This is a genomic window from Tahibacter caeni, assembly GCF_024609805.1.
GTDB classification, from domain to species: domain Bacteria; phylum Pseudomonadota; class Gammaproteobacteria; order Xanthomonadales; family Rhodanobacteraceae; genus Tahibacter; species Tahibacter caeni.
In genome coordinates, this window is sequence record NZ_JANFVR010000062.1 from 1 (window position 1) to 19,931 (window position 19,931).

Annotated in this window: 22 protein-coding genes; 14 read left to right on the plus strand and 8 right to left on the minus strand. The window is 63.5% G+C overall.

The window, feature by feature from the left end; translation table 11 throughout:
• The coding region (gene tnpA, locus NON22_RS24955; RefSeq protein ID WP_425507962.1) for an IS66 family insertion sequence element accessory protein TnpA at positions 1-137 on the minus strand (137 nt) is incomplete at its 3' end.
• A 234-nt stretch (positions 138-371) separates the two neighbouring features.
• On the opposite strand from tnpA, the gene NON22_RS07915 reads away from it, so the two are divergent.
• Positions 372-1,124: an aldo-keto reductase family protein gene (locus NON22_RS07915; RefSeq protein ID WP_257386387.1), complete on the plus strand. Its 753-nt coding sequence runs from the start codon at positions 372-374 to the stop codon at positions 1,122-1,124.
• A 228-nt stretch (positions 1,125-1,352) separates the two neighbouring features.
• On the opposite strand, the gene NON22_RS07920 is transcribed toward NON22_RS07915, so the two are convergent.
• A complete protein-coding gene (locus NON22_RS07920) occupies positions 1,353-1,604 on the minus strand; it encodes a hypothetical protein (protein WP_257386388.1) in 252 nt (83 codons plus the stop codon).
• 190 nt (positions 1,605-1,794) lie between these two features.
• Here NON22_RS07920 and NON22_RS07925 point away from each other — a divergent pair, with 190 nt between their 5' ends.
• The 6 genes from NON22_RS07925 (at position 1,795) to NON22_RS07950 (ending at position 8,479) form a co-directional block, all read left to right on the plus strand.
• Complete coding sequence (locus NON22_RS07925; protein ID WP_257386389.1) at positions 1,795-3,405, plus strand: MobA/MobL family protein; 1,611 nt, start codon at positions 1,795-1,797, stop codon at positions 3,403-3,405.
• A 596-nt stretch (positions 3,406-4,001) separates the two neighbouring features.
• A complete protein-coding gene (locus NON22_RS07930; RefSeq protein WP_257386390.1) occupies positions 4,002-4,463 on the plus strand; it encodes a hypothetical protein in 462 nt (153 codons plus the stop codon).
• 38 nt (positions 4,464-4,501) lie between these two features.
• Positions 4,502-6,103 (plus strand): IS21 family transposase, encoded by a 1,602-nt coding sequence (gene istA / locus NON22_RS07935; protein ID WP_257386391.1) that lies wholly within the window; start codon positions 4,502-4,504, stop codon positions 6,101-6,103.
• Positions 6,103-6,837 carry an ATP-binding protein gene (locus tag NON22_RS07940; protein ID WP_257386392.1) on the plus strand — a complete coding sequence of 245 codons (735 nt, stop codon included), beginning with the start codon at positions 6,103-6,105 and terminating at the stop codon, positions 6,835-6,837. Before istA ends, NON22_RS07940 begins: the two co-directional genes overlap by 1 nt.
• Before the next feature lie 98 nt (positions 6,838-6,935).
• Positions 6,936-7,442: a hypothetical protein gene (locus tag NON22_RS07945; RefSeq protein WP_257386393.1), complete on the plus strand. Its 507-nt coding sequence runs from the start codon at positions 6,936-6,938 to the stop codon at positions 7,440-7,442.
• 542 nt (positions 7,443-7,984) lie between these two features.
• A complete protein-coding gene (locus NON22_RS07950) occupies positions 7,985-8,479 on the plus strand; it encodes an ankyrin repeat domain-containing protein (protein ID WP_257386394.1) in 495 nt (164 codons plus the stop codon).
• Between the two features lie 64 nt (positions 8,480-8,543).
• On the opposite strand, the gene NON22_RS07955 is transcribed toward NON22_RS07950, so the two are convergent.
• The 3 genes from NON22_RS07955 to NON22_RS07965 are packed head-to-tail and all read right to left on the minus strand — an operon-like array spanning position 8,544 to position 10,179.
• A complete protein-coding gene (locus NON22_RS07955) occupies positions 8,544-9,095 on the minus strand; it encodes a hypothetical protein (protein ID WP_257386395.1) in 552 nt (183 codons plus the stop codon).
• Positions 9,092-9,748 (minus strand): type II TA system antitoxin MqsA family protein, encoded by a 657-nt coding sequence (locus tag NON22_RS07960; RefSeq protein ID WP_257386396.1) that lies wholly within the window; start codon positions 9,746-9,748, stop codon positions 9,092-9,094. Before NON22_RS07960 ends, NON22_RS07955 begins: the two co-directional genes overlap by 4 nt.
• Before the next feature lie 11 nt (positions 9,749-9,759).
• Positions 9,760-10,179: a hypothetical protein gene (locus NON22_RS07965; protein WP_257386397.1), complete on the minus strand. Its 420-nt coding sequence runs from the start codon at positions 10,177-10,179 to the stop codon at positions 9,760-9,762.
• A gap of 580 nt (positions 10,180-10,759) precedes the next feature.
• On the opposite strand from NON22_RS07965, the gene NON22_RS07970 reads away from it, so the two are divergent.
• The 4 genes from NON22_RS07970 to NON22_RS07985 are packed head-to-tail and all read left to right on the plus strand — an operon-like array spanning position 10,760 to position 14,454.
• Complete coding sequence (locus NON22_RS07970) at positions 10,760-11,356, plus strand: hypothetical protein (protein WP_257386398.1); 597 nt, start codon at positions 10,760-10,762, stop codon at positions 11,354-11,356.
• Positions 11,346-12,716, plus strand: a complete 1,371-nt coding sequence (locus tag NON22_RS07975; protein WP_257386399.1) for a 7-cyano-7-deazaguanine synthase — start codon at positions 11,346-11,348, stop codon at positions 12,714-12,716. The genes NON22_RS07970 and NON22_RS07975 overlap by 11 nt, the downstream gene beginning before the upstream one ends.
• Positions 12,713-13,912 carry a helix-turn-helix domain-containing protein gene (locus NON22_RS07980; RefSeq protein ID WP_257386400.1) on the plus strand — a complete coding sequence of 400 codons (1,200 nt, stop codon included), beginning with the start codon at positions 12,713-12,715 and terminating at the stop codon, positions 13,910-13,912. Before NON22_RS07975 ends, NON22_RS07980 begins: the two co-directional genes overlap by 4 nt.
• Positions 13,909-14,454, plus strand: coding sequence for a hypothetical protein (locus tag NON22_RS07985; RefSeq protein WP_257386401.1), 546 nt, complete (start codon positions 13,909-13,911; stop codon positions 14,452-14,454). The genes NON22_RS07980 and NON22_RS07985 overlap by 4 nt, the downstream gene beginning before the upstream one ends.
• A 136-nt stretch (positions 14,455-14,590) precedes the next feature.
• Here the strand turns inward: NON22_RS07985 and NON22_RS07990 are convergent, their stop codons facing one another.
• The 3 genes from NON22_RS07990 to NON22_RS08000 all read right to left on the minus strand — a co-directional run bounded on the left by NON22_RS07990 (position 14,591) and on the right by NON22_RS08000 (position 18,310).
• The gene (locus NON22_RS07990; protein ID WP_257386402.1) at positions 14,591-15,097 is read right to left on the minus strand and encodes a hypothetical protein; all 507 of its coding nucleotides are present in this window, start codon (positions 15,095-15,097) and stop codon (positions 14,591-14,593) included.
• Between the two features lie 27 nt (positions 15,098-15,124).
• A complete protein-coding gene (locus tag NON22_RS07995) occupies positions 15,125-16,681 on the minus strand; it encodes a GAS domain-containing protein (RefSeq protein ID WP_257386403.1) in 1,557 nt (518 codons plus the stop codon).
• Between the two features lie 483 nt (positions 16,682-17,164).
• On the minus strand, positions 17,165-18,310 hold the full coding sequence (locus tag NON22_RS08000) for a helix-turn-helix transcriptional regulator (RefSeq protein WP_257386404.1): 1,146 nt from the start codon (positions 18,308-18,310) through the stop codon (positions 17,165-17,167).
• 109 nt (positions 18,311-18,419) lie between these two features.
• On the opposite strand from NON22_RS08000, the gene NON22_RS08005 reads away from it, so the two are divergent.
• From NON22_RS08005 to NON22_RS24960, 3 genes are all read left to right on the plus strand, one after another.
• Positions 18,420-18,746, plus strand: a complete 327-nt coding sequence (locus NON22_RS08005; protein WP_257386405.1) for a BON domain-containing protein — start codon at positions 18,420-18,422, stop codon at positions 18,744-18,746.
• Positions 18,747-18,755: 9 nt separating this feature from the next.
• Positions 18,756-19,010: a hypothetical protein gene (locus tag NON22_RS08010; protein ID WP_257386406.1), complete on the plus strand. Its 255-nt coding sequence runs from the start codon at positions 18,756-18,758 to the stop codon at positions 19,008-19,010.
• 196 nt (positions 19,011-19,206) lie between these two features.
• Complete coding sequence (locus NON22_RS24960) at positions 19,207-19,536, plus strand: helix-turn-helix domain-containing protein (RefSeq protein WP_425507961.1); 330 nt, start codon at positions 19,207-19,209, stop codon at positions 19,534-19,536.
• Positions 19,537-19,931 lie beyond the last annotated feature (395 nt).

The window sequence follows — 19,931 nt, forward strand, 5'->3', positions numbered from 1 at the left end:
GCACTGAGTCCGTGTCGTCTGCCGTACTGCTCCTGCGTCAGGTCGCTCGCTCGCCAGGCTTCAACGTGATGCTGCCAGAACGGTTCGGACTTCTGCCTGCCCATACTGCGTGCCTCCGCGGCAACAGAGGCCAGCATTCGGGCTTCCGGAAAACGCCGAAAGATGGGCTCGCCGGACGCTTACCGCGGTCAAACGAAAACGCAGGGCAGAGCAATGGCGCACATTACGCAAACCTGTGGTTTGCCGGCGCCGGTACCCGGCCCCCGAATGCGCTGGGGCGTTGCCCCAGGCCCCGCGCCTGTCGGCGCGCATGCAAAAAAGTATAAGCTTCTCAAGCGCGCCTACGGCGCCACCGGTGAACAGGGGCCAACATGTCCTCAGCGGAAAAAGACAACTTCGATCCGTGGACTATCTTTACGGGTAAGTCGGTCGACATCGAGTATGTACAGCCCTTTGAGGCACTTGCCATCAACGGAAAATTTGTAGACGACATCGATGTTTGGAGGCTGGCCAGCGCGATGGATGGATGCCACGTGCGCGTTTCGCTGTCTGAGCAGATGGTGGTAATGCCGGATGGCAGCATCGAAGAAATTTCGTGTGTGCTGTTGGAATGCGAAGGCGCTGTTTCAGAAGGCGAGGAACCATACCTTCAAAGACCAATAGAGCGACGGATCTTTCAGCAGGATGACGGGACGCACGTCCTTGACGTAATCGGCAACGATTCTTTCATTTTGGAGGAAGCTTGGCAGGGCCGTGGTATTGGAAGATGTGCTTTGGCTCTGCAGGTAGAGGCTGCTTATCGTCTGGGCTTTTCGCATTTAATCGCTGATGCTGTTGGAGCGAGCGGAGGCGAGTACAGCGGATATGCTGTATGGCCCAAGTTGGGCTACGACGGGCAGGTTCCGGAGGACGTGCTGAAGCGTTTTGAGCCCGGCGTCCTGGCCGACCTTGGCCTGACACAAATGCCGCTAAAGGTGTCTGATTTCATGACGACACCGGAAAGAGTAGCGGCGTGGGAGAAATTCGGGTGTGGCTTCCCGATGAGGTTCATGTTATCATCAGGGAGCAAGGCATTGGAGGCAATGCTAGAAATTGCCAAGAGTAAACCTAATGAAAGCGCTTGACCTTTCCAGACTCCGCCGGCTTTCCCCTCAGGTTATCGAGCAGGCTGTCGTTGTGCGTTCGCGTGAAATACGTACGGCTCTGGCGGAGGAGCGAGCTGCTGCAAAAGGGCTGCAGCCAATTCAGAAGCCAAAAGTCAGGCCGCGACAGAAATAGTCGTTGATCCAGCCTGTAAAGCACCAGACAGTAGGAAAAAACGGGCCGCTAAGCGGCCCGTTTTTTCATCTACATCAACAACAGTGTTTCATGGCTTCAATGGTTCCGAACTCTGAGATCAGCACGAAGTTATCGGTCCGAGTGAGCCAGCCCGCCTCAATGGCCGTTCGATATCCCAGGTCCGCATTCGGCATCCCCAGCGCTTTTATCGACAATGAGTGCATGGGCATGCCGGTGCCCGCCCGTCGTCCGCTGGCGATGAACACCCGGAGAAGTTTGCGGGCGGCGCAGACCGCGTCATCGTGTTCTGTTTCGTAGTTCAGCATTTGAAAAACTCCTTGCAGTTGCGCGCGGGAAATTCCGGGCGCGCGGCAAATTAGGATTCCCAAGAAAATCCCTGCCGCACGCTGGAACGTTTCAGTCCGTCGGTTTCGCTGAAGGGGGGGGGGCTGCATGCCTTGCGCTCTCTTCCAGGCGACTTACTGTCAGAGGCAGCAGGACTCCACGCAGGCTCGTTTGGCCATCTTCCACGCCACCCTCACCCCCGTTTCCCGCGCCGCCGGCCACAGTGCCGTCGGGGCGGCCGCCTACCGTGCAGGGCTGCGGCTCACAGACGAGCGCACCGGCGACCTCCACGACTTCAGCCGCAAAGCCGGTGTCTTGGACGCCCGCATGGTCGTCCCTGCCGATGCGCCTGCATGGACCACCGACATCGGCAAGGTATGGAACGCCATTGAGGCAGCCGAGGTGCGGGGCAACGCTCGCGTTGGAAGGGACTTCGTTGTAGCGCTTCCCCACGAACTTTCCGAAACCGCTCGTGCCGACCTAGCCCGTCAAATTGCCGGCGACATCGTTGCCCGGTATGGCTGTGTGGTGCTGGCCGCTCTGCATGCCCCGGACGCACGCGGCGACCAACGAAATTTCCACGCCCATCTTTTGATGAGTACACGGCAACTTGGGCCTGACGGATTCGCCCAGAAAGTCCGGGTGCTCGACGACCGGCAGCAAGGCCCCAAAGAACTTGCGGCGCTGCGGTCGCTCGTCGCCGACCGCACCAATGAGGCGCTGACGAACGCCGGCCTGCAGACGCACGTGGACTCCCGTTCGCTGGCCGCGCGTGCACGGGCAGCAGCGGCGCGCGGCGATGTGGAGGCGGTGGCCGACCTGGTGCGCGAACCCCATAGGCACCTGGGCCGCGCCGCGACCGCGGCCCTTCGACGCGGCGAGCGCGGCCCGAAGGCCGAGGAGAACCTAAACATATCGCACCACAATATGGCCTTCACCGCGGCCAGTCGCGCGCGTGCCGCCGAGTTGTGGAACCAGCAGTCGCGTGCAGCGACCGCCCGGCCGCTGAGTCTCCCTGGCGCGAGGCTTCCATCACCCGCGAAGGTCCGCATCGCCGTGGCCGGTGCCCGCGGTGCCGTGGAAGTCGGCCGCAGTGCAACCGGGCGCGACGCCCGCCTGCTGAACGCGCAAGCCACCGCGGTTCAAAAGAGCCTTCGCGCCTCCGCCGCCAACGCGGCGTTGTATAGCGCCGGTCTCCAGGACACGGCCCGGAGTTGCGACGATTCGTTGAAGGGGTACATCGCCGCCCTGCGGTATTCCGCGGCCAGCGCGGAAGCCCTGCGCCGCTACCTGCAAGACGCTGGGGCGATGGCCGCGGTGCGGCGGGCGCTTGATGCCCGCGAGGCGTGGGAGGCGGCACGCGCCACCCAGGGCGCAGCGCGGACTGCCCGAGGCAAGGCGGCGGTCAAGACGGCGCAAGCGCAGCGGGCGGCCGACGAAGGGGCCAAGGCCGCGCCACCGGTCTGGCGCGCGCTGTCCCGCCGTCAGTGGGCCGAGAAGCGCCGGGCGCAGCGGGCCGCCGTTGCGGCCGCCGAACACGGAGAGCAGGGGGCGAACAGGGCGGTTGCGCAGGCCGGGTCGGCGGTCGCTGAGACGCGCCGGGCTTGGGAGGCAGCGGAGGCCGAACGCCGGCGCCTAGTGCCGCTACCGGACGACGGGCCAGCCCAAGGACCGTTCCCTACACCGGCGCCCGACGTGGCGCCTCGCGCGCCTGCCGACCTGGTCGTGGCTGGCGCATCGGCGGCGATGCCCAGTCCCCCTCGGCGGCGTCCGCGTCTTTGACCCCTCTCTGACCGGTGTGCGCCTGGCTCAGAATGGGGGAAGGGCGCCGCCGCATGCTCTTGCGAGAGACGGCTTCAAAAAACTGTTACGGGTCAGCTACTTAGCTCGTAAAATGCTCGCTAATCGACGGATTCGTCTGCTCTTTTCGCCCCGGGTCAGCTTGACGGACTCCGATTGGCCGCTAGGGTCATGAAGGATTCCCTTCAAGCATCGGCCCCCTCGACTTGCTCATTCTGTGCCCTCTGTTCGCCACCCAGCTACACCTCCCGGCCTTGCGTCGGGAACACGCCCGTGCGTGGGCGGACGTAGCAGAGAGGGCGGTGTCGGCCGCCTCTGGGCCTTATCGGGCGCGGGACGGTCCCATGTAGCGCGCCCGTCAACAACCTGGCGGCCGCAGAAAGAGCAACGCCGCCGAAGTGCAACCTTCGGCGGCGTCGTGGTTCGGGCTACAGCATTCCCACCCGCACCTTAGCCCTTTCTCCCCGTGAGTCAAGCAATCCCCGGCACCCGATGCGGTGCCGGACGGGGGCTTGTGTCCGCCGATTTGGCCCCGCCTTACGCGGGGAAACCAATTTTCCTTAGCGGATCAAAGGACTATGACCTTCCATCAATCACTTTTGGCTTTCCTCCAAGACCCCAGCCGTTCCGTTCGGTCCCTGGCGAGAGAGACGGGAGCGACCCGGTCCACCGTGCGCCGCTGCCGCGGGGTGCTTCAGGCCGCCTTGAACAAGGCAGGCAAGGACGCCGACGGCGGCGACGTCGTCCGGAGCCTGCTGGCGACCTACCGCACGTGGGGCGATCGCGTGCGGCCCGACTTCGAGGCGGTGGACGCCGCGCTGGCCCGCGGTGAGTCGCTGCGCAGCGCGTGGCGGACGTACGCCAAAGACAAGGGCAAACACGCGATCAAGTTCGCTCACTTTGCCGAGTTATGTCGTCGGCACCGTGGCGGACGTTCGCTGCTGTGCGTGCGCCGACGGCCGCAGGGGGCCATCGCTTTGCCGACGGCCCGCGCTTCGAAGCCCGCCCGTCAGCCCGTGCCAGGAGAGGTGCGTCGATGACGTCTATGACTCTACTGCGAAGGGTCCTGAAGCGCGCGTTGACCACGACGGCCAGTTCGCGCGCGATTTCCGCTGCAGTGTTTGGCCATCCCGACAGAAAGTCCACGGTGCAGAACTGGAAGAACCGCGCGCTCGACAAAGGGTGGAACTGGGCCGTCGTCTCGGGCATGACCGATGCAGAACTTCGCGAAGCCTTCTGGCGCCCGGGGAATCCGGGACGCCCCAGTGCGAGGCCGGATTTCGCCGAGATCGCGCAGGCGTTGGAACACCCCGGTATGACGCTGTGGACCTATTGGGAGGAAGCGCGCGCGGCGAAGCCCGCCCAGACCCTGTCGTACTCGCGCGTGGCGGCGCAGTGGGCCGCCCACCGCAAGCGCGCCCGCCGCACCATGCGGCAGGACTTGGTGCCGGGCGAGAAGGCGTTTGTCGACTACTGTGGAAAACGACCATGGTTTTTCAACGAACAGGGAGTGAAGGTGGAAGTGGAGCTATTCGTCGGAGCACTGGGACGTTCGGGATACGTGTTCGCCTGGTGCTCGATGACGCAGCAGAGTCCCGACTTTGTCGAGGCCACCACGAGGATGCTGGAGGCCTACGGCGGAGTTCCCCCCATCATCGTTTGCGACAACCTCAGGGCGGGGGTGTCGCGCGCGGGACGCGACCCGGTCATCAACCGTACCTATCTGGAGCTGGCGGAGTGGTATGGGTCGGCGGTCCACCCGGCACCGCCGTACGATCCGAAGGCCAAAGCCAAGGTCGAGGACTCCGTGAAGCTGATGCAACGCGCGTTCCTGCCGCTGCTCCGGCACAACCGCTGCGCGTCGCTCGCCGAACTGAACACCCTGCTGGTCCGGCGCGTCCAACAGGTCAACGAAAAGCGCTTCCAAAAGAAGCCCGGCTCGCGCCTGGAGGTGTTTGAGCGCGTGGACAAGCCGGCTTTGCTGCCGCTTCCGGCGCAGCGCTTCGAGTACGTCGAATTTGCCACGCCGGTGGAGGTGCCGTCGGACTACCACGTGAAGGTCGCGGGGCACTTTTATTCGGTGCCCCACAACTGGGTGGGCCGTACCGCTTACCCGCGCACGACCCTTGGCGAGGTCGTCATCGATTGCGACGACTGCCCGTCCGTGCGCCACCCGCGCAGCACCGAGGTAGCCGGGCAAACCACGAATCGCGAGCACATGCCCCCGGCGCATCGGGAGCAGTTGGACCGGACGCCGGCGCAACTGCTGGCGTGGGCCGAGGCCGTGGGAGTGCACACGCACGCACTGGTGAAAGCGCAGTTCGAACGGAAAGTGCCTTTGCAGGGGCAGCTGAAAGCAGACGCCATTAAATCGATGGCTCGTGGCTCGCAGCCCGTGGCCATTGAGGCCGCTGCGGAACGCGCGTTGGCGATGCATTCGCCCACGCCGAGCACGTTCCAGCGCGTGCTGGCCTCTCTGCCGAAAAACGTCGATACACCTGTGGGCCTCGGTGCGGCTCCGGCTGGTCCCGCAGTGCCTTCGATTAATTCGAAGCTGCGCCGCAGCGCAAAACGAAAGGCCGCGGCGCGGCCTCACGCGTCGGCGCCGACCGACTTGCCCCTTGTTCCGGTTGTTTCCCGAAACAGCCGGCGCTCCCGCTCTGTCTGTAGGAGGTCTTGATGCCCACGGCTCACTCTTTTGGCGATCGCCTGCGCGGCCTGCGGCTGTCCGCCATGGCCGAGCACTGGGAACGCCAAGAAGCCGCACTCGATGAGCGTTCGTTCACCGAGCGCATGGCCGAACTCCTCGCCGCTCAAGAGGCGCAACGCGCGGACTCCGTCTTACACAAAGGAACGCGACAAGCACAGTCCTTCGTGTCGTCGGCCCGGTGGAAGGATCTTAACTTCAAGCCGGGGCGGGGGCTGACCCCCAGCGTAGTGGAGGCACTGAAGAGCTGGCAATGGCTGAAGCAGAAAAGGCATTTGCTGCTGACGGGGGAGACGGGCCGCGGGAAGACCTGGCTGGCGAGCGCATTGGCGAACGAAGCGGTGATGGCGGGATTCAAAGTCCGCTGCTTTGAAGTGGGCGGTTTCCTGCAGCAGTTCTACGAGGAAGAGCAGAGCGGCCGCATCTTCCGTTTCATCGCGGATCTGACCCGCGCTGATTTGGTTGTCCTCGACCGGTGGGCGCACCACCCGTTGGACGCCCACGGTGTGGCGCGGCTGGAAGAGTTGATTCTGAAGCGCGACGGCAAGGCGTCGTTTGTGGTGTGCTCCAGCCGGCCGGTCGTGGACTGGGAAAACTGGCTCGGCGGTGGGCCGGTGGCGAAGGGGATCGTGGACCGGCTGGTCAGCAGGGCGAACCTGCTGGAATTGAAAGGGCCGTCGTTGCGGGGAGAGGCGCCGTCATCTTGACGCCTCGCTTCAGCACTGTGGACCGTCGCCGTTGTTGGATCGTGATGCGACACTAGGAGCAGGACGCCCCTTGCGTGGGCGCGATGGGGCTTCTCCCGATGCCCGTTTGGCTGTGCATCCTCAAAGAATGGCAGAAGACCAAGTATGGCCCCACTTGGCCGTTTCTGCTTGGTGCCCTGCGCAACCCAAAAGAAAGCGCACGAACGTCAGCGCGCGTGGGGAAGGGCGACCTTCACCGGCTTCTGGAAGCCATCCGCGACGAGATGCCGGAAGACCGCCACCTGCTGATCAAGCCGTGCTACACCATCGATGAAACGGTAGCGCTTCTGTCGGCGGGCAACGAGCCATTGACGGCAGCCGATGCGTTTTACAGCGAGGCCAAACGGCGCAACACGCTGTACGTTACCCAAGGCCTGTTCCCCGACCTTCCGCCGTCGAATCTTCCTGAGCTCACCGAAGCGCTCTGGGTGAGGTACGGGGATTTCATCGCTACCGGCCGTTTCTCGAAGAACGGCGAGTGGGGCGAATACGCCCCGTCGGAACGCGAACTCATCCAACGCGCCCACGAGACCGCCGCGCTACAGGAAGACCTTTGGGTGGAATAGGTCGCCGACGCACCAGAGGTGTGCGGTAGGGGCGTCGCGTTGTCCGCCAAAAGTGGGCTGGCCAATCTCTGTAGGACCGACTGGCCATAGTTGTAGGAATAACCAGGTGGTTATTACTGGGAAGTTGGCCAGCGAGGCTTGTTTAGCCAAGTCTTAGGAGTTTTCTGATGGGCCGACCCCGGTCGCGGTTTCGGACGCCGCCATTGCTCCGCCCTTGACGGGGCAGCGATCGTGGTTATGGCGAGCGGAGCCGGCTGTTCCCCGATGTAGTCGTGCGGGCGCCCCGACCCAACGGTCGGGACGCGGCGGGCCTTGGTCGCCTCCCTCGCCGCGAAAGCTGTCCCTTCGACCCCATCCCTAGACGCAGCGACCAAGGTGCGGTTTCGGGCGGCCTCGCCCGCGGATAGCTTGCTTTCGCTCTACGACCAGCGGAACGACGCCGCGGCCCGGCCTGGGGCCGGCCGTGAACTGGTGGAGGCCCGGTTGTTCCGCCAGGCTGCGCCCCAGAGGCATCGAGATAGGGCCCGTCGCTCGCTTGGCTGGTGCCGCAGCTGGCCCGTGAAGCCTGGGCCGCCGAGCGCACGGTTCTGCAGGAAGCGGTCGCTGGCGATTGCCCACCGGCCTACGTGCCGCTGCTGCTGGCCGCGGGTGAAGACGTGTCCGTCCGGGACGTGCAGGATGCGACCGCGCTGCATTGGCCCGCCGCGGTCGCGGAAGACCCGGACGAAGACGGCGCGCCCTACAGCTTTCTCGCCCAGGCGTTGCTGGATGCGGGCGCCGAGGTCGATGCGCGGGAAAAGCGGAGCCTCACGCCGTTCGCCATTGCCATCTTCAAGGAGAATTGGCCTGCGGTGAGAACCTTGGTCAACGCCGGGACGCTCATGTCGGAGGACCAGCGGAGCGTGGTGTTCGAAGTGGCCGACGGCATCGGGTGGCACGAGGTAGGGCAGTGGCGGGCGCGGCACGCGGCGCAGGGTCTCGACGGCGTGTTGCCCCCACCTGCCTGGGGAGGGGGTGAGGGGCGCGCGCGGATGTAGCGGGGCAGGCGGCTGAATCGACGGCGGACAGAGCCACGAACGCAGCGGCGGGATGGTTTCCGGTCTAAGGCTTCTTGGCTTTGGCGCGCTCGTTTTTGCCCGTCGGGCGCGCAGGCTTTTTCCCGGCTGCTTCGTCGTGGGCGGCTTTTTTCACGGTCTTTCTGAGGTCGTGGAAGTTCACGGAGGGCAGCATGGCCATGCCGATCGGCATCCTCGACGTGATGTTCGCCACCTGCTCGCGGATCGCGCCCCACATGAGTGCTGGGCCGTTGACGGCGATGAGGTCGTCCGGGTCGCCGAGCTTGTCGGTTCCCTTGGCCAGCACAACCATTGCGCCTGCTTCCACGTCGATCCGATAGGGGCTGATCGTCCGGTCGGAATCAGCGTCGTCGTGGGCGTTGTCGATGAGCACGCGCAAGGTGAGGAAGTAGGGCGTGCCGCGGGGGTCCTCCTCATCGGCGGCTGTTTTGCTGACTTCCGTCTTGATCACGACCCCTTCGAGCAAGGCGTGCGCGTCCGCGCTGCTATGGGCTGCGGATCTTAAGTATTCGGCGTCCACTTCAACGCTCACGCGTCGAAAGGACAGGTGCACCAGTTGGATAGGCGAGAGTTTCATGAAACTCGAATTTCCTCAACGAACGCGTCGTTCACCGCTGTGCCGGAAAGCTGCATCTTTTCGGTGTGAATCGGCACGCCCGCTGTCAGGATTTCAAAGCGCTTTGGGTGCGCCGGTTCCCGTTCGGATCGCAGGCGAGCCCAGAGCAACGCGGACTCAGGCGACGCAGGCAGCGGCACCAATTTTGCGGCCCGTTCGTCGCTGCAGCGCGCTTGCCACAGGGGGATCTCCACGCCTTCTTCGTCCGCCAGCGCCTTCAGCACCGATGGGTTTTCGATCGCGCGCTTCAACAGCTTGGTCAAGCTGGCATCAGGGTAGCTGGTTTCGTTCTCATACCGAGAGAATGCAATCAACCCCTTCCCGAAGATTTTGGCTGCCCTTTGCTGGGTGAGGCCGTACTTCTTGCGCAGGGCGACGATTTCCTCGCCCAGCAGCAAGCTGCCATACGCCGACTTGCGTTCTTGCAGGCGACGGAGGTTTTCTCGGCGCTGCTCGGCATTGATCAGCTCGGCGCCGCACGCCGTGCACCGCGAAATTCTTAACTCCACGGCGACGGGCGTTCCGTGAGGGGCAAACGTCTTCACGCGCGTGGCTTCCACGAGTTCACCTTGCTTGCAAGCAGGGCAACGGTGGTATTGCGACGGTGCCTTCATGGGTTTCGCCTTCATGGGGACAAATGTGCTCGCACCATCTGGATGCGGAGCGTGTCCTCTTCAATGGAAAACTTGAGGTAATACTCAAGGGACCCGCGCACGCGCCGCTTGCCCGCTTCGTCGTAGGGGACCGCGTAGGCGTCGCATGGCAGTTTTCCGGCCCAACTGGTGTCGCACCACTCCGAGCCTCGGAAATCGTCGGGCGAGGCGCACAGCAGGCAGTCGAGGATGTGTTGTTCCGTCCATCCCAATTTTTCTAGGTAGTCGTCACACGAGCGGTTCACCACCAGTACGGACCCATCCGTGATGACGCTTGCCCGAATGGCTTGCTGCAGGGCGGCCAAGTCCACGAGCGGTCCGCCCTTGATCTTGCGGTTCGCCCCGTGCGGCGGGGTCAGGCTCGATGGGCGGATGCACCACAGGTTGGTCATGAAATTTATCACGGTGATAAATGGATGGCAAGCTGGAGCCGCCCGCGGGCGTGCTTGCGCCCGGTGCAGGGTCGTTGGGCGCCGTGCGGAGGTCAAGTCTGGGGGGGGCAGGGACGTTTCGGGCGGCCGGCTGCGCCGCGCGCAGGAGGGCCATCGGGATGGGGGCGCATCGGGCACTGGTGGCGGGAGGGGAATCCGCCGCGGTCGCGTCTTGGGTTCCCGCGGCGCCTTGATCGACGCGGGCCGCGGTGCATCGGGCGCGCAATGGGGTCATGCTGTCGATGCCGCGCGTCCGCGGCGCTCGTCGCGAGCCACGCCGCCTCAACCACCCGTTTCTACGGCATCCCGCCTGACCATCCGGCCCGCTGTTTTGCGCTGCATGCCCTGCGCTCCGAACGGGCCAGTCCGCCACCCCGGCCGATGATCGACCCGGCGAGGAGCCCTTTGGGTATGAGCGTATTTGCACCAAGATTTGAGGCGTGAGGGTGGCGGCCAACGCCTTTACATTTTATTTAAATAATCCTCGAAAGATTTGACATTTGACAACTCGACGCCTAGAGTGGGTCCAGGAGGTCCCATCATGGCCGAAAACGAAATCCTGGACTTCGGGCACCGCAGCCGCTGGCGTGCAAGCCGGGCGGTGCTGAAGGACTCGAATGCAACCCTCGCTGAGTTGGTTGCATGCGCTGGTGAGGACTTCGACGGGGTGATGAGGCGGTTGCCCGTCGCTCTTCGCAAAGGGCCGGGGTTGTTGATCCTCCTGCGCGCCGCCCAAGAGTCTCCCGTCGCTTTGCAGGAAGTGGTGGCCGCGTTTACGGAGAAGCGGTTGGCCAAGTTGGCATTGACCGCCGGGCAACTTTGCCCGAGCAACGATCCGGCCGAGGTGGCCCAAACGTCCGCACAGCTTTTGATCGATGCGTTGGTGGATCAGATCGCCCTCAGGGCCAAGCGCGAGCGGCGTTTCTGCGCGCCGGACGAACAGGATGCGCTGCGGGCGTCGCTGGCCAGGGAGTTCGGAAAAAACTTCGTCCAGCTCAGTGCGACTCTGGAAGCCTCCATGCGGGGCGCCCGGATAAAGCCGATCAAGCGGGCTGCACCCCGCATCGCCGTCGCCCCGAAGGACGTCGCACGGCTGTCGCTCGTCGTCCGTCGCCCGGAGCAGCCCCATGCGCGCTGAAAGTCCTCAGGTGGTTGCGGTCCGATACGACGACGGCGTGGTTTCCCTTCGCGGTGGGGTCGATCAGCGCTTGCGGATCGGCGCCGAACGCATGCTCCATGGCCTGCTTGAACGGCCCAGCCAGCGCTCGATGGATCTGCTCTGCATTGCCGCCGGTGTCTACGCCATCGATCGAACCCACAAACGCCCGCGCGATCCGCACAACGAGTGCGGCATCCGCACGCTGCGGGTGGCGTTCGAAGTTTTCGACCCTGCTTTTTGGAAGCACGAAGACGCCGCCAACGCGCTCACGGAATTGCTGTGCTTCCTTACGGGCGACACGTGGCTCGTTTCGTTCTGCGGCCGCGCCGGACCTCACCGTTCCTCCTCGGTTCAACGGCCCTTCGAATTCGAAGGAGTTCGCCCTACGCGCGTGAGTTTGTACAGCGGGGGCCTAGACTCCGCTGCGGGCTTTGCCAACCGGCTCATCGACGGGGATCACACGCATTTGCTGCTCACCGTCGCCCATCAGTCCGCGATCCGCCAGACGTGCGTCAGCCAACTGGCGACGCTCAAAGGGCTGCTGCAGGCCGTCCCCGGGTTTTACCACGCGTCGTTCCATGCACGCTTCGACAAGGGCGTCGCGGGAATGATGAAGGAACAGGAGCAAAGTCAGCGCGCGCGCGCGTTCCTCTTTTGCTGCGGTGCCGGCATCGTTGCAGACGCCCTCGATCTGGCCGTCGTGGAGCTGTTCGAGAACGGCGTCGGGGCCATCAACGTGCCGCTGACGGAAGGTGGGCTCGTTGACGGCCTGACGACGCGGGGCGCGCACCCAGGGTTCTTGCACAAGGTGTCCCGCTTTCTGTCGTCGATCTTCGGAAAGCCGCTCTCGTTTCAGCTGCCGTTTCTCAACCACACGAAGGCGGAAATGGTGCGGGGGCTGATAGCTTTGCCGCGCATGATCACCTGGGCGCAGGGCTCCCGTTCGTGCGTCCACACCTCCCTCCGGGTTTCGGGCAAGCGTCATTGCGGGGTTTGTCCGGCGTGCATCGAGCGTCGGCAAGCCTTCCGGGCCGCTGCTGCTCTGGAAGACGTGCGGGACTATGCCTGCGATGTCTTCGACGACTACGCCCCTTCCGATCCGTCCTACATGCTGTCCTACCTGGAACAGGCACGCCGATGGCTGGCGGATGACCTCCGCATCAAGACGCGGTGGGAGCGGCACCGCGTTCTTTCCTGCATCCAACATCTGCCCCGAGAACAGGCGGAAGATCTTTACACCCGGCACGCCAAAGAAGTTGAGCGCGTCTTCGGTCGTCTGGTTGTCGGTCCACCGATCCGCGCGCCCCGCTTTGCTGCACACCAATTGGATCTCGTATGAACGCCCTCGTCCAACGCCTCATTTCCGCCCGCAAGGCAGCGGGCGTGTCGCAAGAAGCCGCCGCGACGCGACTCGGCATGAGTCGCCCCACGTTTATTGCGATCGAGAAAGGGACCCGCCTGGTCAAGCCAGAAGAGTTGATCGCGTTGGCGGACCTGTATGGCACCACGCTCAACCGCCTCGTGAGGCACAGTTCGCCGCCTGCGGAGGTCGCGCCCCATCTGCGTGCCGCGGCTGAGAGTGCAGGGGAAGACGTTGGTGTGGAAGAGGCGGTCGCCAAACTCACCGAGTTCGTGGACGACTACCTGTTCTTGAAAGACAGGATGAACGCTCCGGGTGGTCCCGCTGTCCCGCCCCAGCCCGCACGCCCAAACATACCCGTTGAACGGTTCGCGGAGATTTGTGCAATCGAGCAGCGCAGAACGTTGGGGTTGGGCGATCGCCAACCCATCGGATCCCTTCGGAAGACGTTGGACGAGGTTGGGGTCCACGTGTTCATCGACGGCCTGAACTCCAAGCTGGCGGGACTCTATGCGTTCGTCAACGGTTTTGGTTACTGCATCCTGGTGAACAGCGGGCATCCGCCCACGCGTCGTCGGTGGACCATCGCGCACGAATACGGCCATTTCCTTTTTGATCGCGATCGACCGGGCGTCGATTATTTAGCCCCCATGAGGCGCAAACCCGAAAACGAACGCTTCGCAGACGCGTTCGCCGCGCATTTCCTGATGCCCTCAGCTGGGGTTGAGCATCGATTCCACGATACCTACCTGCAAAAAGGCGACGTGAACGTTGGGGACGTTCTGGGCATGGCCGACTACTTTGGTGTGTCGTTGATGGCGATGGTGCTCCGGCTTGAAGCACTCGGCCTGATAAAAAAGGGCAGTTGGGACGGCATCAAGGCCACGGGTGCGCGGGTGCGGGACATTCGGGAGGAATCGGGCCTTCAATCTCTTGACGAAAAGGAATCTGTAGAGATTTTCCCGGATCGTTACATTATGCTGGCTATTGCCGCTTGGTCCTCTGAGTCGATTACCACGAGTCAATTCGCGAAGTTGCTGAGAAAGACCGTGGTTGAAGCGAGGGACCTCGCATCGAGCCGTTCCAGTCTGGTGGACGAAACGAATGGGTTCCGATCGTCGATCAGTCTGAGTTTGAGCGATTCGGTCGTCCACAAGGAGCGTCAAAGCGCATGACCGGTTACTGCTTGGACTTCTGTTCCCTCCTCAATCTTTACTGCGGGTGGGGCGGCATCCAGGAGTTTTCGGCGTTCGGCGGATCCTGGGCCATCAGCGACACGGCGTTCGATGAGTTCAAGTACGTGAGGGTGCAGCAGCCCGATGGGTCGCTGCAAAACACGCCCATCGACCGAGCAACCGTGATGAGCCAGTATCCGCTTGCCGTATTGGCCCTTTCGGGGCCGAACGAGATCGCCACCTTTACGCAGCTTACAACCGAGATCGATGACGGTGAGGCTGCGTCTCTGACCATTGCAAACCACAGAGGGCTTACCTTCGTTTCGGACGACCGGCCGGCGTTGAATGCGGCGGCCAAGCTGTCGGTCCCGAGCGTGTCGTCGATTCACCTGCTCATGAATTGGGCGACCCTGAATCCATCGAATGCAGCTGCGTTGCCGGGGGTGGTGAAAAACATCGCCACGCTGGCGAGTTTCCAGCCTTCGAGGAACAGCCCCTACAAGGTGTGGTGGGACGGAGTACTGAGTAATCTTTCCCCATGAAGTAATGGGGCCGTGCTTGAGCGATTTGGAAGCTGAGGGCTACAGGCAAGTTCGCCACTCGTTCTCGTTGGCTATGGTATGGCCAAGATGATTTTCCGAATGGCCGAGCACTGCGAGAATTTTCGAGTGATTCCGCTCAGCGCGGCAGCTTGCCCGCCAACTGGGCTGTGAGCGCTGGCTCGAAAGCGCCGTCCACGTAGACGTCGCACGCATCCACTGTTCCGGCGGGAACGTTCAGAATCAGGTGCACACCCAACGCATATCCGTACTGTCCGGCCAGTGTGGTCATGCCGCTCAGCTTCCAAACGTCGCCTTCGCGGTCTTTGTTGATGTGCCGCTTGGCCTCAATGACCAGTAAGTTTTCTCTCTTGCCGATTCGGTGGACGATGATGTCGGGCGTGATGGGTGCATCCCTATCAACGCCGGTCTCGGGAATTCGATGCCGAAGCCTCTTCTGTTCTTGCTCCCGGCGATCGTACTCGTTGCTCACGGTCCACTCGGGGAAGAGTGGGCGCATTCGGACGAACAGTTCACTGACAACCTGGCGTTCGCCCGCGTTGGCGTAGCGCACCTCATCAGTCCGAAGAAGGTCGATGACCGCGGAGGCCAATCGGTCAAATATTTCGGTAGCGGCAAGAGCCATGGTATTGGTCCCGATGCTCGGGCACGATTACGTCAACGTGCTGTCCAGATGAATCGGGAAGCTCCCCACGACAACCGCGTCTTGGTTTTCGTCGTAGTAGAAGTAGAGGCGGAACCCGTCCTGCTGGCGCCGCGAGTTTGAACCCTTTACATGCATGTCCAGTGGAACGCGCTGCCCGTTCCACAGTGCCCGGTAGGAATCTTTCGTTCGATGTGAGGAAACGGCAACGCCCACCGGTGATATTTCCACGCGCAGGTCGGCACAGGCCTCATCGAACGATTGCTTTCTTTCCGGTGTGCTGGCGCTCCGCATGGGCTGGTAGACGTCGCCCAGCATGCGCAGTACGCGATAGCAGAACGGAATGTCTTCGAATGCAGATCGGCGGGCGGCCTTTGCCGCGGCGGGCAGGACGTATACTTTTCCGCCGAGCCGTTCGTTGACCCAATCTTCCAGGTCGTCCCATGTGTCGGGAACTTCGTCGGTTACCACCTCTCCCTGGGAAGATTTCGTCAGGGAACTCACCCGCTCATCAAGCCAGCGTATGCGGGTTTTGAGTTGCCGAATGTGCTCTTCGTGTTCCGCTACCAGGGTCTTGGCTGCGGTGGTTTCTTGGTCCGCAACGAATGCTTGATTCCAGACCTCTTTCAGTTCCTCTTTCAAACGTGCATTTTCTTGTTCGACAAGCGCCATCAGTTGAACGGAATTCGACTCGGCCGAATCCCGAGCCTCTTTGACCCGACGATCCGCAATCCATCGACGCACCGTCGCGAAGGTGGGGACTGATTCCTCGCCGGCCCGAGCGGTTTCCTCTGTTGCCAGTTCGTCGATGCGCATGTTGAGCGCATGAATTCGGTGCCGCCATGAATCTGAAAGAAACAGCGGATGATGAAATGTGGCGGCAGAATCCGCATTGAAACCTGGGCGGTATACCCGAACCGCTGGGCCGTACACCGATAAGCTGCTGCCTAATCGCCGCGTCAGTTCCCTACTTGCCAATGGGTGGAGATCCACGATGTGGGCGACCCCGGCTAGCCGGCCTGCCAAGTTATCCGGGTCGAGCAGCGACGCTCCGTTCTCTGCGCGCGATACCACTACCACCGCGCGAGACCGGGCCGGCTGCTCCAGCAATTGAACGAGCCTGTCTGCATCGCCTTTCGAATACATCCGGCTTGGCACGGCGGACAGCACGGCGCCGTCGTCCCACAGACCTATTTTGTCAGTGATGGTGCGAATGATTCGTGGGATGGAAGATCCTCTGTAATCTTCCACACCACTTGGATCGAGCAGGGTTAGGCTGATTCCCACCAAAGCGCGCTCTTTCGTATAGAGCACAGCTTCGGTCCGCCATACCCGACTCGGTCGGTTCTTTTCGGGCTTGTCGAACTGCATCGCCCAACATTCCCCTCCCACCTCGACCGATACGGGATGACGGGTGGTGGTCTCATCGAGTTCGAATCCTTGGCCATCGTAGGCCTCGGCTGGAACTTTTACCTTTTGTTCTTTTAGCCAGTCGAGCAGCATGGTTCGTGCTCGCACTGCGCTCATTTCGGCGCCGTCTTTTGTCGGGTGAAGCATGCCGGACACTTGCACGATCCTGCGCGACAGCAGGGGCGCTCCCGCGGGTTTGGTGCTTCCCGGCTGAGGAGCCGTTTCAGCCGTGGGCCGACCGTGCGGCTCGTACGCGGACGACGCGGAGCGGCGTTTGCGAGGTGCCGACTGTCTGCGTCTGGCGAGAGCTGGACCTGCTATCGAGGCTTCCTTGCTGTCGGCGGGTTGCTCTTGTGGCGGCAACGATTCAGGCAAGCCTGGTGGCGGTGCGCTGGGCACGGGCGCAGGCTTCAGTTGCGACAACTGTGCGCGCAGATCGTGTACCAACCGCCTCGGTTTCAGTCGACCCGGGAGCAGGTTTGGGGAAGATAGAAGCGCCGGGGCTACCCCGTTCACCAAGCTTGGTAACCGGGGCTCGTGAACGGGCTCCAGGGGAAGCGCAATGCCAGATTCCGCATGAAGCCAATCCGCGCCGCTCGATGCCATCCACCCGCCCCCTGAAGACGAAGTGTGATGAGTTTATCGTTTTTCTGACGGGGCGGCAGCGGAACTAAACGGAATAGGCGGGCCGCTATTTGCTGGCGGGAATTTGGTGCAGACACGCCGCAGGCTCCCCACCATTGCGACGACGCCCGCCTGGTGCCGCGCCCCGGTCTTCCCGAAAACCGTCTTCAAGCGCGTCCGGGCGGCTCCCACCGCAATCCCCATCGCTTCGGCGACCGCCGCCAAGTCCTCGCCATCCGCCAGCCTCACGGCCAGCTCGGCCTCCCTGGGTGTGAGCCCAAACGCCGCGTGTAGGGCCTGCTGGACGTCCACGGGCCGGCTCGCGCGTACCGGCTCGACGAAGACGACGGCGCGGGCGCCGCCGAACGCCGCTCCGGTCGGAAGCGGGTGCGTGGCCGCGTGCCCGGCCACGGTGCCGTCTTTGCGGCGAAACACCGTCGGCCCCGTTGCAGCCAGAATCATCGAACCCGAACCGGGCGAGGCGGCGACCAACCGGCCACCCCGAAGCCGTACGAGGGAACCTTCGCGGAGGAGGGCGTCCGCCGCCGCGTTCCAGCGTGTGCACTGCCCTGCGTGATCGAGGAAAAACACGGCTGTGCTGAGGACTTCGAGCGCGTGGGCGGCGTCGCTGCCGTTGCGATCGGCGGGAGCCAAGCGGTTTCGCAGCCGACAGGCGTTGACCCAATGTGGCCCGACGCGGTGCAGCCACGCACGTTCCCGCGCGTCGTAGGGGCCTGCATGGGCCGACCGCAGCAACGTCAGGCTGACGACACGCTCCTGCGAACGAAACCCAATCAAACCGCCGCCGTGGTCCACATCCATCGGCCGCAAAAAGTCGGCCCAGAATTCCGTCCGGCGGAGCGACGAAAGGGGCAGGAAATCGTCGGGCACCACGACCGAGCCCGGTGGCGGGCCTTTGGACTCATCGACCGGGCGCCACGGATTCCTGGTGGCGTGTTCCTGCTCGAAGGCCACCGCCATTGCCTGACCCTGACCGAAGTACGCGGGCAGGGTTTGCTTCCGCGAGGCGACGTCCACCTGAAGCACGGCGCCCGCCGGACTGCGGGTCGCTTCGCACACGCCAGCGAGGAACGCATTCGCCCAGTCGGTCTCCGTGAGGTTTTCGAACAAGGCACCCACCAGCCAGTGCTCAGCGTCCATGTGTGGCCCCTCCGTTGGCAACAAGTCCCATTTGGGAATGCCGTGCACGGGTGCGGATGCAGACGATCTCCCGTGCGCCGCTCAAGGCGCTCCATGGAGTCCAACCGTCATGCAGACCTTCGCTTCCTCGGCCGTCCGCCTGCTCCTCGCGGTCTTTCTGGCCGCGGTTTTCTTCCCCGCCGTCGCCGCGGCGCAGGGCAACCCGGCCGACAGCCGGAGTACCGACGAACTCACTGAGGCCTTGGCTCGGCGCCGGCTCGCTGCCGACGATTTGATGCCTTACCACCGCGTCGAGGTCAGCATCGCCGATGGGGTGGCTACCCTCACGGGCACGGCGCGCACCCGCCAAGCCCGGGACGCGGTGGTCCGTGAGGTCGGGAAAGTCAGCGGCGTAACCTCGGTGAAGGACCGCATCGAGGTCGAGCCGAATCCCTGAGCGCCGGACGTGTATTTCACCGTCCAGCGCCTCGTTTCCTTGGTCGCCGAGGCTGCTGCGCCGCACCGCCCGGGCTTCGATCCCTCCGAGCGCTTGGGCACCGAGCTTCGCCGCGTCCTGGCCGCCATTTCCCCCGAGGCCATTCCCCCCGACCTCAAGGCGGCCCTTTTTAGTGGCGAAGCCGTGGGGCCCGCGGCGGCCGACTGGCTGCCGCGGGTCCGGCTTTGGCTCGCCGACGAATGCGCCCGGTCGGCACTCCCCTGATCCCGGCGTTTCCCGGTTGGTGCCCCGGCCGCACGCCGTTCGTGCGGCCGTTTCTTCTTCCGTTCTGCCCATCGTCCTCGCCCTCGCGGGTGCTCGGGGTCAAGGATGCCGTAACCCGATGAACAGGTACAAACGCCGGTTTCAGGTACGCCGTTATCGACTTCTAACCTGCCGACCCACCAAGCGAGTCGGCGGCATGAAAAGGACCTCCCTGCACACCCCGGAGTACGCCGTGGTCGTTGGGCTGCTTCGGGACCTCAGGTTGGAGGCGGGCCTTTCTCAAGCGGAGGCCGCGGCGCGCGTGGATCGCCCGCAAACGTGGGTTTCTGCCCTCGAAGTCGGCGGCCGAGGGCTCGACTTGGTGCACGTGCGGGAACTGGCCGCGGCGTATGGAGTGGACTTTCCCAGCTTCGCCCGAAGGCTTGAAGAACGTCTGAAAGCCCAGCCATACCGCCCACCGCGTCGGCGCCGATCCGACGCTGGAAAAAACACCACACCCCGGACCAAACCTGATCCCACCCCGTGAGACGCGGTGGCGGCACGTTTACCCCGCACGCCAGCGATGTGCGGCGGTACTGCTCTGGGTCGGACATTTCCTAGACGTTGAGGCGCCCGATTCCGAGGCGCCGTTCCCCGCCGCATTGTTATGGTGTGCCAGTCGTCGGCCGGCGTTCTCCCTGAGAGAACAGCTGGTCTGACGACAGTGCTCAGCGATGCGCCGGGAGGGGAAATGTGGGCAGATGCTGAAAACCATGTGGACTTCCTCAATTACTCCGAGGTCGCCGAACTGGTGGCTGAAGTGAACCGCCCCGGCTTTTCCGGAGGCTCTTTCCTTTGAGAGGATGGAGCCATGAAGAAGAAGTCAGAGAGACACTCTCCGGAAGTGCGGGAGCGAGCGGTTCGGATGGTGCTGGAGCACCC